Origin of the sequence: Telluria beijingensis (assembly GCF_030770395.1) — a bacterium.
Classification (GTDB): domain Bacteria; phylum Pseudomonadota; class Gammaproteobacteria; order Burkholderiales; family Burkholderiaceae_D; genus Telluria; species Telluria beijingensis.
This window is the reverse complement of the sequence record NZ_CP132480.1, coordinates 1820827-1833367: the sequence shown is the minus strand read 5'-3', so window position 1 is coordinate 1833367 and position 12541 is coordinate 1820827. Positions and strand designations below refer to the sequence as shown.

Sequence of the window (12541 nt, the reverse complement as noted above, 5' to 3'; positions counted from 1 at the left end):
GGGCGGCGCATGCCTGAATGCAATACGTGCGACATCGTTAAGAGATTTCCGCGACACTTCGTCGCGATGGCGACCGGGAACCGGTTGCCGCACGAACGTTTTGATATAAAACAATAAACATGCACGCTTACCGCCCGAGACTCTCCCATACCTTCGCCCTGATTCCGCTCCTGCTGGCCTTGCCGGCCCTGGCCCAGACCGCACCGCAGACGCTGGCCGACTGCACGGCCATCGCCGACGGTACCCAGCGCCTGGCCTGCTTCGACGGCGTCGCCGCCAGCCAGGCGGCCGCTGCCGCCACGACTGCTCCAGCCGTCGCTGCTGCAGCCACCCCCGCCACGACCGCCGTGCCGCCGGTGCCGACCACGGCCCCGGTCGCCGCAGGCGCCTTCGATGCGCCGCGCACCGGCGCGGTGGACCACACCGCCTCGGTCGATCCGGTGGTCGAGGCTGCGGCCCAGTACACGCTCAGCAGTCATTGGGAACTCGACGCCCGCGACAAGCGCGGCGTCTTCAAGTTCCGTCCGCACCACCCGAGCTACCTGATCGCGACCCGCACCCACCGTCCGAACGAAGAGCCGTACCGCGATTTCTGGGAAGCCGACCCGGATGCCGAAGGCCTGTCGAAGGCCGAGCTGGAATTCCAGCTCAGCTTCAAGATGAAGCTGGTCGAAACGCTGTTCGAGCTGCCGGTTGACGTCTGGTTCGGCTATACCCAGAACAGCTTCTGGCAGGCCGCCAACCACGAGGCGTCCAGCCCGTTCCGCGAAACCAATTACCAGCCCGAGGTCATGGCGGTCACGCCGCTCGACTTCGCGCTGCTCGGCACCAATGTGCGCTTCCTGAACCTGGGCTTCGTGCACCAGTCGAATGGCCAGTCGTCGACCCTGTCGCGCAGCTGGAACCGCTTTTACGCCCAGGTCGGCCTGGAGCGCGGTCCGTTCACCATGACGGCCAAGGTCTGGAAACGGGTCAACGAATCGTTCGAGGACGACAATAACCCGGACATCATCGACTACATGGGCCGCTTCGAGCTGGCCGGCAATTACCGCCTCGGCGGCGGCCATGAACTGTCGGGCCTGGTGCGCCGTAATTTCAGCACCGACAAGGGTGCGGTCCAGCTCGGCTGGGCCTTCCCGCTGGCAGGCCCGGTCAAGGGCTATATCAATGCCTTCGCCGGCTATGGCCAGAGCATGATCGACTACAACTACTTCCAGCGCAGCGTCGGCGCGGGTGTCATCGTTAAATATTGATCTGTAGAATGGCGGGCTCGCCTCCAGGAGCCTGCCCATGAAACTCGCCACCCTCGACGACGGCACCCGCGACGGCCAGCTGGCCGTGGTGTCGCGCGACCTCAAGACCGCCCACGTCGCCGACGGCATCGCGCCCAGCCTGCGCGCCGCCCTCGACGACTGGGCCTTCATCGCGCCCCAGCTCGATACGCTGTACCGCCAGCTCAATGAGGGCAAGGCGGAGGGCAGGGCGCGCCGTCCCTTCGACTTCGACCCGGCGCGCTGCATGGCGCCGCTGCCGCGCGCGAGCGGGCGCATCATCGGCGCCGCCTGGCTGCACCACCATGAGCTGGAACGCCGCGCCGCGGGCGCCGACTTGCCCGTAGCCTGGCGCGAGACGCCGCAACTGGCCTGGGCGGCGAGCGACGGTTTTCTCGGACCGCGGCAAGACCTGGTGCTGGCGCGCGAGGAGTGGGGCATCGATTTCGGCGCCGAGCTGGCGGTCGTGAGCGGCGATGTGGCGCAGGGCGCGACGGTGGACGCGGCGCACGGGCAGATCCGTCTGCTGCTGCTGGCCAACGACGTCACCTTGCAGGGGCTGGCGCTAGAGGAACGGGCGGGCGGCCATGGCCTGCTGCATGCGAAGCCGGCGACCAGCTTCGCGCCGGTGGCGGTGACCCCAAGCGAGCTGGGCGAGGCCTGGCGTGGCGGCAAGGCCGCGCTGCCGTTGCGCGTGGTGTGGAATGGCAATCCGGTGGGGACGCTGGAAGCGGGCGAGGACATGGCCTTCAACTTTCCCCAACTGCTGGCGGCGCTGGCGAGCAGCCGTGCGGTGACGGCGGGCACGATCGTCAGCGGCGGCGCAGTATCGAATCGCACGACGCGGCGGCATACGCCCGGTTATGCGTGCATCGCGGCGCAACGTTGGCAAGAAACAATCGATGGCGGAGAGGCGGTGACGCAGTTCATGCGGTTCGGCGACACGGTGCGCATCGAGATGCTGGATGAAAACGGTAAATCGTTGTTCGGCGCGATCGAGCAAACGTTAAAGAATTCCGGATAAGTGAATTTCAGAACCAGAACCCGTTGTCGACGCGCTCGCCGCGCAACTCCACCTCGACCGGCCGGCTGACCCGGCGCAGCGCGTCGGCGCGCAGCAGCCGGCCGTCCGCTTCGTGCAGCCGGTACCACAGGAAGGCAACGCCGGACAACGACAGGCGTTCGCCCGTGAACAGGTTGCCGCGTACCTGGCTCAAGCCTTCCAGCCGCAGGTCGACGTCCAGTACCAGGGCGCCGGCGCTGCGCTCGGCCTGGCCGAGATAGCGCGCCGCCGTGAACAGGGGACTTTTGTCGCTGGCCTCGCCCGCGCGCAGCCCTTCGGTGAACGCGTCGACCGCCTTCAACTGGGCCCGGGCCGCCGTTTCGACGGCCTGCAATTCCCTTTTGAGCTCGCCCTTGGCGGCGTCGGCCAGCACTTCCAGGTGGGCGGCGTGCTGGGCCAGGACTGCGCGCTCGGCGGCCAGCAGCCGGACACGGTCCTGCAGGCGGGCATGGCGCTCGAGATCGAGTTCTCCCATATAACCGCCGCCCAGGCCGGCGAGGCGGGACGGGCAGGAGCGCGCCAGCGCGCTGGCGAACAGGGCGCGCGCGCCGTCGCCATAGGCGATGCCGGTCAGGGTGGCGTCGCTCTTGAACAGGCTCGCCAAGTCGGCGCCGGCGCGCAGTAATACCGTGGGCGCGGTGAGCCAGATAAAAGGTATTGCGCTGCGCCGGTCAGCCGATTCCGGGGTCTGCGCGTTAATGTAGCGTTGCAGTTCGATATTGCGAGCCGACAATTCTTGCGCCGTCTGCTGGAGGGCGCCGTCGACGGTGCGCGCCGCCACCACGCCCTGGCTGACGACCGGGTCGTACACGGTGACCTGGCGGTCGGGCGGCAGGGCGGCGCAGACCTCGGCCGCCAGTTCCAGGGCCAGGTCGAAGGCGCGCGCCAGGCCGGCGGCGCCCAGCTTGCCGGCCTCCAGGTTGCCGCTCAAGGGCTTGGCCTGCACCGGCGGCAGGCGCGCCAGCAGTTCCGCGCGTTCGGCCTCGGCCAGTGCCTGGCGGGTTTCGGCCTCGAGCAGGCGGGCGCGGGCTTCCAGCAATTCGGGCGACGGTGCAGCCTGGGAGCGGGCCGGTTCCGGATATAGCAGGCCCAGGCAACATGCGGTGCAGAAAATGACGATATGGCACTGTCGCGTATATGTGGCCATGGCAGGTTTTATTTGTGAACGGGAAATAAAACTATCCAAATATCACCGAGGAAAAAGTGTAACAAATTGTGGAGAAATATTAGGAGAAGTTTCAGGGTGATTGATTGGCTAAACGCAATCTCCTTAGAATCGTCGAATTGTTCTTGCACAATCAATGGCTTGCATCGCGGAACAGAGCATTTGTGACATTGCGATAGAATCCCGGCGCGGGCACGTTTGCCGGATGATCAACGAGAAATGCGATAGAATTGACGAGTTAACAAAGTGGTTCTATGAGTATTAATAACCTCCCCTTGGCCGGCCTCGAAATCGGCTTTCTCACATCGCTGATCTGCTCGCTCCTGCTCGTGTTCACCACGCGCTGGCACGGGCGATATTCGCTTGACGCGACGCGCGGTGTGCAGAAATTCCATATCACCCCGACCCCGCGCATCGGCGGCGCCGCCATCATGATCGGCCTGTGGATGGCGCTCGGCGTCATGCCGCAGGCGCAGCAGGAATTGCTGCTGCCGGTGCTGCTGGCCGCCTTGCCGGCCTTCGTGTTCGGCCTGGCCGAAGATCTCACCCGCACCGTCTCGGTGCGCGCACGCCTGCTGGCGACCGTGGCCAGCGGCGCGGTCTGCTGGCTCCTGACCGGCGTCACCCTGCAACACACCGGCCTGGCGCCGCTCGACGGCCTGCTGGGCTGGCTGCCGTTCTCGGTGCTGTTCACCGCCTTCGCGGTGGGCGGCGTGGCCAATGCGGTCAATATCATCGATGGTTTCAACGGCCTGGCCAGCGGCACGGTCGTGATCGGCCTGGCCACCCTGGGCGTGATCGCCCTGGGCGCCGGCGACGTCCACCTGGCCCAGCTGTGCTTCGTGATCTGCGCAGTGACGGCAGGCTTTTTCGTGGTGAATTTCCCATTCGGCAAGCTGTTCCTCGGCGACGGCGGCGCCTACCTGCTCGGCTTCCTGCTGGCCTGGCTGTCGGTGATGCTGGTCTACCGCAACCCGTCGGTCTCGGCCTGGGCGCCGCTGCTGGCCTGCGCCTATCCGGTGTTCGAAACGGTATTCACGATCGTGCGCCGCCTGTGGTGCCGCCGCCATCCGGGCCATCCGGACAGCTGGCACCTGCACAGCCTGGTCAAGACGGCGATCACCGCGCGCTACCTGCGCATGCTGCCGGCGCCGCTGCGCAATGCCTGCGTCTCGCCGGTTTCCTGGAGCATCGCCCTGGTGCCGGCCGTGTTGGCCGTCAATAATGCGAATGCGCCCGAGGTGCTGATGCAGGGGGCGATGGCCAGTTTTGCGCTCTACCTGGGCGTGTACGGCCTGGTGGTGTCGGCCTGGCGCGCACGCCGCCGCCATGCTTCGGCCCCGGCTGCAGCGGCGCCGTTGGCGCCGGTCGCCACGTCCAGCGTCAAGATGTCCAAGCCCGTCATTGCACCGATCGCCCCCATGGTGGCGCCGGTCATCGTCTCGGCCCGCGTCGCCAAGCCGACCGCGGCCAACCAGCCAGCGCCATTGGCCGACCTCGGCCGCGAGCAGCCAGCTCCGGTCTTCATCCGCCGCCGCATGTAACCGCTCCGGCCGCAAATTGCGGCCGCTTCGTCCTCCTGCTTTTCTTCTAGCCGCACGGCAATTCCGGCGATAATTCCGTTTGCGCGGTACAAAGGCGCATGTGAAATAGATTGCTGGAGCAGGCATGTCGGAAGATAGCGACGCAGAGAAGACAGAAGACGCATCGCCCCGGAAGATCGAGAAGGCGCGCGAGGAAGGCGACGTTCCCCGGTCGCGCGAACTGGCCACCTTCACCGTCCTGATGACTGCTGGCGCCTGCCTCTGGGCGTTTGGCGGCATGCTGGTCGGTAAACTGAGCCTGGCGCTCAAGTCGGGCCTGACGCTCGACCGCGAACAGGTCTTCAATCCCAACATCCTGATCGAGCGCATTCTCAATGACCTGGTCGGCGTGCTGCTGGCCTGCCTGCCGATCGCGGGCGCCATCATGGTCATCGCCCTGGTGTCGCCGCTCCTGATCGGCGGCTGGCTGTTCTCGGCCAAGTCCTTCATGCCAAACTTCAACAAGCTGAACCCGATCAAGGGTATTGGCAATATGTTCTCGAAAAACGCCCTGGTCGAGCTGTTCAAGGCGATCGCCAAGACCATCGTGGTCGGCGTGGTGGCGTATATCGTTGTCAGCGGCCAAAAGGAGGCGATGCTGGGCCTGGCGGTCGAGCCGCTCAACGAAAGCAGCGCCCACGTCGGCAACATGATCGGCAAATCCTTCCTGTTCATCGTCGGCGCGCTGGGCTTCATTGCCCTGATCGATGGTCCGTATCAGTTGTGGCATTGGAAAGACAAACTGAAAATGACACGCCAGGAAATGATCCAGGAATCGAAGGAGTCGGACGGCAATCCTCAGATTAAGGGGAAGATTCGGCAGATGCAGCGCGAAATGGCCCGGGGCCGGATGATGCAAAATGTTCCTACTGCAGATGTGATCGTCACCAACCCGACCCATTATGCAGTGGCGCTGAAGTACACGGATGGCAAGGGCGCGCCGCGGGTGGTGGCCAAGGGCATCGACGACGTGGCGGCCAAGATCCGGGAGCTGGGCCAGGAACACAAGGTCACGCTGATGGAAGCCCCGGCCCTGGCCCGCGCCCTGTACAAGCATACCGATATCGATGACGAGATCCCGGAAAACCTGTACTCGGCGGTGGCGGAAGTGCTGGCCTATGTCTACCAGTTGCGCGCGTACAAGAAGGGCGAAGGGGATTACCCGGATCGCCCGACCAGGCTGAAAGTGCCTGACGAGATGGACCCGCTGAACCCGGCATCGCAGCAGCCGCCAAAGCCAGGGGGGCCGAATTGAACTGAACACGGAGTGAATGAATGACCAATAGCATGAAACTGCCAGCCTGGATGAGCGGCCTTGGTGCACAAGGCAGCAAGGCGGCAGCGCCGGTCCTGATCATCATGCTGCTGGCGATGATGATCCTGCCGTTGCCGGCCTTCGTGCTCGACGTGTTCTTCAGCTTCAATATCGCGCTGTCGATCATCGTGCTGCTGACCGCGCTGTACACGGTCAAGCCGCTCGACTTCCTGGCCTTCCCGGCCATCCTGCTGGTCTCCACGATGTTGCGCCTGGCGCTCAATGTGGCATCTACTCGAATTGTCCTGACCGAAGGCCACACCGGCTCCGCCGCCGCCGGCAAGGTGGTCGAGGCCTTCGGCCACTTCCTGATCGGCGGTAACTATACCGTCGGCATCGTCGTCTTCATCATCCTCACCATCATCAACTTCTCGGTCGTGACCAAGGGCGCCGGCCGTATCGCCGAAGTCGGTGCACGCTTCGCCCTGGACGCGATGCCAGGTAAGCAGATGGCGATCGACGCCGACCTGAACGCCGGCCTGATCGGCGAAGCCGAAGCCCGCAAGCGCCGCCAGGAAGTCGCGCAGGAGGCCGAATTCTACGGCGCCATGGACGGCGCCTCGAAGTACGTCAAGGGCGACGCCGTGGCCGGCATCATGATCACGGTGATCAACGTGGTGGCGGGCCTGATCGTTGGCGTGGTAATGCACGACCTGGCCGTCGGCGAAGCCACCAAGATCTACACCCTGCTGGCCATCGGTGACGGCCTGGTGGCGCAGATTCCTTCCCTGATCATCTCGATCGCGGCCGGTATGGTCGTGTCGCGCGTCGCCAACGACGAAGACGTGAGCTCGCAGCTGACCAACCAGCTGATGGCGCGTCCGGAATCGATGTACATCACCGCCGCCATCATCGGCGGCCTGGGCCTGATCCCGGGCATGCCGAACCTGGTGTTCCTGCTGCTGGCCGGTTCGCTGGCCGGCGCCGGCTACATGATCTCCAAGCGCCGCAAGGCCGCGCCGGCCGCGGAAGAAGCCGCCGCCGCAGCCGCCGCCGACGCCACCGCCGCCAAGCAGGCCCCGGCCGAGAGCGAAGAAGCGACCTGGCAGGACGTGATGCCGGTCGACACCCTGGGCCTGGAAGTCGGCTACCGCCTGATTCCGCTGGTGGACAAGAACCAGGGCGGCGAATTGCTCAAGCGCATCAAGGGCATCCGCAAGAAGTTCGCGCAAGAAGTGGGCTTCCTGGCGCCGCCGGTGCACATCCGCGACAACCTGGAACTCAAACCGTCGGCCTACCGCATCACGCTCAAGGGCGTGGAAGTCGGCAGCGGCGAAGCGATGAACGGCCAGTTCCTGGCGATCAACCCGGGCATGGCCAGCGGCACGCTGCCGGGCCTGGTGACCACCGATCCGGCCTTCGGCCTGCCGGCCACCTGGATCGAAGCCAGCCTGCGCGACGAAGCGCAGAGCATGGGCTATACCGTGGTCGACGCCGGCACCGTGGTGGCGACCCACCTGAACCACCTGATCACGATGCACGCGTCGGAACTGCTGGGCCGCATGGAAGTGCAGGCGCTGCTGGACCACCTGGCCAAGGATACGCCGAAGCTGGTCGAAGACCTGGTGCCGAAAGTCGTCTCGCTGTCGACCCTGCAGAAAGTGCTGCAGAACCTGCTGCTCGAAGGCGTGCACATCCGCGACATGCGCTCGATCATCGAGGCGCTGTCGGAGCACTCGGGCATGACGCAGGATCCGTCCGAACTGACCGCCGTGGTGCGTGTGGCCCTGGGCCGCGCCATCGTCCAGCAGCTGTTCCCGGGCGAGAACGAGCTGTCGGTGATGACCCTGGACAACCGCCTCGAGCGTCTGCTGATGCAGGCCATGGGCGCCGGCGGCGACGGCACCGGCATCGAGCCGGGCCTGGCCGACACCATCGCCCAGCAGGCGGCCAACTCGGCCAACCAGCAGGAGCAGATGGGCCATACCCCGGTGCTGCTGGTGCCGGCCCCGCTGCGCGTGCTGCTGTCGCGCTTCCTGCGCCGCGCTGTGCCGCAGCTGAAGGTGCTGTCGCATGCCGAGGTACCGGAGAGCAAGACGATTCGCGTGACCAGCCTGGTCGGCGTGCCGATGTAATCGGCGTCTGCTGTGGGTAGGGTGGGCGGGTCCCCCGCCCACGCGTTCAAACAGTATCAACTTCCCCAGAACCCTCACCGTAGGCGTAGGGTTGGCGGGTTCCCCGCCGACGCGTTCGACCAGCAGCGGCGTCGCCACAACGCCAGCCGGAACTGAACGCGTCGGCGGCGAAGCCGCCAACCCTACATGTAAGTATCGTTTTTTCTGAATTCGGGAAATGGACCCTTTTCCCCATCCTTTTCCCCTGATGGTTTCCTCAGTGCATCGTCAATAATGCTTCCTATCGACAGGCATCGTGCCCGTCATGCAGAACAGACTGAAGCGCGGAGAACCAGATGAAGGTGAAGAAATTTACGGCAGCAACTTCCCGAGATGCATTGCGCAAGGTGCGCGAAGCCCTGGGGCCGGATGCCGTCATCCTCTCCAACCGTCCAGTCGACGGCCAGGTCGAGATCCTGGCGCTGGACAATGACGACGTGGCTTCGCTGGCCGCCCCGGCCGCCGACTCCGACATGGCCCAGCCGGCCCCGCAGCTGCAGCACCTGGACGAGCTGCCGGCCCCCGCGCCATTCTTGTCGCGTCGGCTGCAGGACAGCGCGCCAGTGCAAGCCGCGCCGGCCGCACCGGCCTTCGCCGCGCCAAAGCAAGCCGCCCAAGCCTACGCCGAAGCCGCCCCGACCTACGCCGAGCGCCGCGCTCCGGCCGCCGAGCCGACCATCGACATGAGCGCCATGACCTCGATGATGAGCGCCGCCATCGCCCAGGCCAAGGAATCGGCCGCCGCCGAAATGAACGGGATGATGAGCGAGATTCGCGCCATGCGCGGCATGATGGAAAGCCAACTGGCCGAACTGTCGTGGAACGCCACCTCGCAGCGCGAGCCGCAGAAGGCCGCCGTGCTGCGCGAGATGCTGGCCGCCGGTTTCTCGGCCACCCTGGCGCGCTATCTCATTGAAAAAATGCCGGCGACCAAGGATGCCGCCGAAGCCATGCGCTGGGTCAAGACCGTGCTGGCCCGCAACCTGACCACCATCGGCAACGAAGACGCGCTGCTCGAGCAGGGCGGCGTGTACGCCCTGGTCGGCCCGACCGGCGTCGGCAAGACCACGACCACCGCCAAGCTGGCCGCGCGCTGCGTGATGCGCCACGGCCCGGACAAGCTGGCCCTGATCACCACCGATGCTTACCGTATCGGCGGCCACGAGCAACTGCGCATCTACGGCAAGATCCTGGGCGTGATGGTGCACTCGGTGAAGGACGAAGCCGACCTGCGCATCGCCCTGAAGGAACTGCGCAACAAGCACACCGTGCTGATCGACACCATCGGCATGTCGCAGCGCGACCACATGGTGGCCGAGCAGGTCGCGATGCTGTCGAGCTCGGGCGCCGAGGTGAAGCGCCTGCTGTGCCTGAATTCGACCTCGACCAACGAAACGCTGAACGAAGTGGTGCGCGCCTACCAGGGCAGCGGCCTGCACGGCGCGATCATGACCAAGATGGACGAAGCCGCCTCGATCGGCGGCGTGCTCGACGTCGTGGTGCGCCAGAAGCTGAACCTGCACTACATCTCGAACGGCCAGCGCGTGCCGGAAGACCTGCACGTGGCCGACCGCAACCTGCTGGTGGACCGCGCCTTCCGCAACCGCGCCAACGCCACCAATGCGCAGTTTGCCGATACTGACCTGCCGCTGATGATGGCCGCAGCCCAAACCGCCGGCGCACGCGAGGTGAACCTTGGCTAGTTTCGACTTCGACCAGGCCGAAGGCCTGCGCCGCATGCTGCAAGGCCCGCGTCCGCGCGTGGTCACGTTTCTCTCCGCCACGCCCGAAGACGACAAGGGCGCCATGCTGGTCAACCTGGGCGCTTCGCTGGCCCAGACCGGCAACGAAGTGCTGATCGTCGACGCCTGCGAAGTCGAGTATGGCGTCGCGCGCCGCCTCGGCCTGAACCGCAGCGCCTCGCTGCTGCAGGTGGCGCGCCAGGAAAGCGCGCTCAACCAGGTGATCCGCCCCGCGCCGCAGGGCTTCTCGGTGGTGCCGATGGGCGCGCCCGAAACGGCGACCGAGGCGCGCCGCCTGGGCAATACCTTCGACGTGCTGGCGCTGCAATCCGGCATCGTGATCGTGGATGCGGAACTCGGCCCGGACGGCGATTTCCCGGTGGCCGCGATGCTTGAGTCCGAGATCGTGGTGCAGGTGTCCACCAGCGCGGCCTCGATCACGAATGCGTATTCCCTGGTGAAACGGCTGTCGATGGAACTGGGCCGCCGCCCCTTCGGCATTCTCGTTACCGGTGCGACAGAGGCAGAGGCCAAGGTGGTATACGATAATATGTCAGCAGCAGCAACACGTTACCTTGCCGTCAAGCTCAGTTTCATGGGCTCGGTGCCGGCCGACGAGTACTTGCACCGGGCCGCGCGCCTGGGCCGGGCCGTGGTCGACGCCTTCCCGCTGGCTGGCGCCTCGGTGGCGTTTCGCCAGCTGGCAGGCAAGTTCGCACTGCACGCCATGCCGCAGTTGGGCAAGCAGGGCAGCGCGGGCCACTTCGGTTCTTGATCGACAACGACAACTTACAGCACAAGCACAGAAAAGACTCACACCAGCATGTACACGGTCAAAGGGAAAGCGGACAAGAATTCTTTGCTGACGGAGCATATGCCGTTGGTAAAGCGCCTTGCCCACCACATGAAGGCCAAGCTGCCGCCTTCGGTGGAAGTGGATGACCTGGTGCAAGCCGGCATGATCGGCCTGCTGGACGCGATCAACCGCTACGAAGACAACCACGGCGCGCAGTTCGAGACCTATGCGGTGCTGCGCATCCGCGGCGCCATGCTGGACGAGCTGCGCAGCAGCGACTGGATGCCGCGCAGCACGCGCCAGAACATGCGCAAGGTCGAGAGCGCGATGCACGAGCTGCAGCAGCGCCTGGGCCGGCCGCCGAGCGAATCCGAAGTGGCGAAATCGCTCAAGCTCTCGCTCGAGGATTACCAGGAAATGCTGGCCGACTCGGGCGGCCACCAGCTGGTCTATTACGAAGACTTCCATGACGACGATGGCGACGGCAACTTCCTCGACCGCTATGCGGTGGACGACAGCGACCCGCTGCGCGGCCTGATGGAAACCGACTTCCGCCACGCGGTGATCGAGGCCATCGACAACCTGCCGCCGCGCGAGAAGCTCCTGATGGGCCTGTACTACGAAGAAGAGCTGAACCTGAAGGAAATCGGCGCCGTCATGGGCGTCAGCGAATCGCGCGTGTCGCAGTTGCACACGCAAGCCGTTGCGCGCCTGCGCACCACCTTGCGGGAGCATATATGGACTGGGCCAGCGTAGTCGGCCTGGTGCTGGCGATTGCCGGCATCTTCCTCGGTTACACGCTGGACGGCGGCAGGTTCGCATCGCTGATGCAGCCGGCCGCGTTCGCCATTGTCGTCGTCGGCACCTTCGGCGCCGTGCTGCTGCAGAGCGAGTCGCGCACCTTCCTGCGCGGCCTGGGCATGCTGCGCTGGGTCTTCATGCCGCCCAGGAACGGTCGCCAGAAACTGTCGCGCGACATCACCCTGTGGAGCCAGACGGCGCGCCGCGACGGCCTGCTGTCGCTGGAACAGTATATGGCCAAGGCCGACCCCTTCGTGGCCAAGGGCTTGCGGCTGGTGGTGGACGGCATCGCGCCGGATAAACTGCGCAGCCTGCTGGAGCACGAGATCAACGGCTATGAATTCGCCCAGCGCCAGGCGGCGCGCATCTGGGAATCGGCGGCCGGCTATTCGCCGACGATCGGCATCCTGGGCGCCGTGCTGGGCCTGATCCACGTGATGGAAAACCTGTCCGACCCGGCGCGCCTGGGTTCCGGCATCGCGGTCGCCTTTGTGTCGACCGTGTACGGCGTCGGCCTGGCCAACCTGTTCTTCTACCCGGTCGGCAACAAGCTGAAGGCCATCGTCAACGACAAGGTCTCGCAGTACGAGATCCTGGCGGAAGTCTTCTCCGATCTCGCCAGCGGCGACCATGGCCGCGTGGTCGACGAGCGCGTCGCCAGCCTGCTGGCGCGCCACTGAGCGGGGAGGGA

Annotated in this window: 10 protein-coding genes; 9 read left to right on the top strand and 1 reads right to left on the bottom strand. The window is 65.5% G+C overall.

The genetic code is table 11. From position 1 onward, the window contains the following. Positions 1 to 119: 119 nt before the first annotated feature. Positions 120 to 1253, top strand: a complete 1134-nt coding sequence (locus Q9246_RS08145) for a phospholipase A (RefSeq protein ID WP_306396833.1) — start codon at positions 120 to 122, stop codon at positions 1251 to 1253. Between the two features lie 37 nt (positions 1254 to 1290). Then, positions 1291 to 2295 (top strand): fumarylacetoacetate hydrolase family protein, encoded by a 1005-nt coding sequence (locus tag Q9246_RS08140; RefSeq protein ID WP_306396831.1) that lies wholly within the window; start codon positions 1291 to 1293, stop codon positions 2293 to 2295. A gap of 7 nt (positions 2296 to 2302) precedes the next feature. Here the strand turns inward: Q9246_RS08140 and Q9246_RS08135 are convergent, their stop codons facing one another. Next, complete coding sequence (locus tag Q9246_RS08135) at positions 2303 to 3481, bottom strand: hypothetical protein (RefSeq protein ID WP_306396829.1); 1179 nt, start codon at positions 3479 to 3481, stop codon at positions 2303 to 2305. A 272-nt stretch (positions 3482 to 3753) separates the two neighbouring features. Between Q9246_RS08135 and Q9246_RS08130 the strand changes: the two genes are divergently transcribed. The 7 genes from Q9246_RS08130 to Q9246_RS08100 all read left to right on the top strand — a co-directional run bounded on the left by Q9246_RS08130 (position 3754) and on the right by Q9246_RS08100 (position 12530). Further along, complete coding sequence (locus Q9246_RS08130) at positions 3754 to 5043, top strand: MraY family glycosyltransferase (protein ID WP_306396827.1); 1290 nt, start codon at positions 3754 to 3756, stop codon at positions 5041 to 5043. Between the two features lie 124 nt (positions 5044 to 5167). After that, positions 5168 to 6337 carry a flagellar biosynthesis protein FlhB gene (gene flhB / locus Q9246_RS08125; RefSeq protein ID WP_306396825.1) on the top strand — a complete coding sequence of 390 codons (1170 nt, stop codon included), beginning with the start codon at positions 5168 to 5170 and terminating at the stop codon, positions 6335 to 6337. Between the two features lie 20 nt (positions 6338 to 6357). Beyond that, positions 6358 to 8472: a flagellar biosynthesis protein FlhA gene (gene flhA / locus Q9246_RS08120; RefSeq protein ID WP_306396823.1), complete on the top strand. Its 2115-nt coding sequence runs from the start codon at positions 6358 to 6360 to the stop codon at positions 8470 to 8472. A gap of 335 nt (positions 8473 to 8807) precedes the next feature. Further along, positions 8808 to 10214: a flagellar biosynthesis GTPase FlhF gene (gene flhF / locus Q9246_RS08115; RefSeq protein ID WP_306396821.1), complete on the top strand. Its 1407-nt coding sequence runs from the start codon at positions 8808 to 8810 to the stop codon at positions 10212 to 10214. Further along, a complete protein-coding gene (locus tag Q9246_RS08110) occupies positions 10207 to 11028 on the top strand; it encodes a MinD/ParA family ATP-binding protein (protein ID WP_306396819.1) in 822 nt (273 codons plus the stop codon). Before flhF ends, Q9246_RS08110 begins: the two co-directional genes overlap by 8 nt. 48 nt (positions 11029 to 11076) lie before the next feature. Further along, on the top strand, positions 11077 to 11805 hold the full coding sequence (locus tag Q9246_RS08105; protein WP_306396817.1) for an RNA polymerase sigma factor FliA: 729 nt from the start codon (positions 11077 to 11079) through the stop codon (positions 11803 to 11805). After that, on the top strand, positions 11787 to 12530 hold the full coding sequence (locus Q9246_RS08100; protein ID WP_306396815.1) for a flagellar motor protein: 744 nt from the start codon (positions 11787 to 11789) through the stop codon (positions 12528 to 12530). The genes Q9246_RS08105 and Q9246_RS08100 overlap by 19 nt, the downstream gene beginning before the upstream one ends. Positions 12531 to 12541: the final 11 nt, after the last annotated feature.

Coding starts and splice junctions, on each gene's coding strand:
- Q9246_RS08145 (WP_306396833.1), top strand. CDS start 120: ATGCACGCTTACCGCCCGAGACTCTCCCATACCTTCGCCCTGATTCCG.
- Q9246_RS08140 (WP_306396831.1), top strand. CDS start 1,291: ATGAAACTCGCCACCCTCGACGACGGCACCCGCGACGGCCAGCTGGCC.
- Q9246_RS08135 (WP_306396829.1), bottom strand. CDS start 3,481: ATGGCCACATATACGCGACAGTGCCATATCGTCATTTTCTGCACCGCA.
- Q9246_RS08130 (WP_306396827.1), top strand. CDS start 3,754: ATGAGTATTAATAACCTCCCCTTGGCCGGCCTCGAAATCGGCTTTCTC.
- flhB (WP_306396825.1), top strand. CDS start 5,168: ATGTCGGAAGATAGCGACGCAGAGAAGACAGAAGACGCATCGCCCCGG.
- flhA (WP_306396823.1), top strand. CDS start 6,358: ATGACCAATAGCATGAAACTGCCAGCCTGGATGAGCGGCCTTGGTGCA.
- flhF (WP_306396821.1), top strand. CDS start 8,808: ATGAAGGTGAAGAAATTTACGGCAGCAACTTCCCGAGATGCATTGCGC.
- Q9246_RS08105 (WP_306396817.1), top strand. CDS start 11,077: ATGTACACGGTCAAAGGGAAAGCGGACAAGAATTCTTTGCTGACGGAG.
- Q9246_RS08100 (WP_306396815.1), top strand. CDS start 11,787: ATGGACTGGGCCAGCGTAGTCGGCCTGGTGCTGGCGATTGCCGGCATC.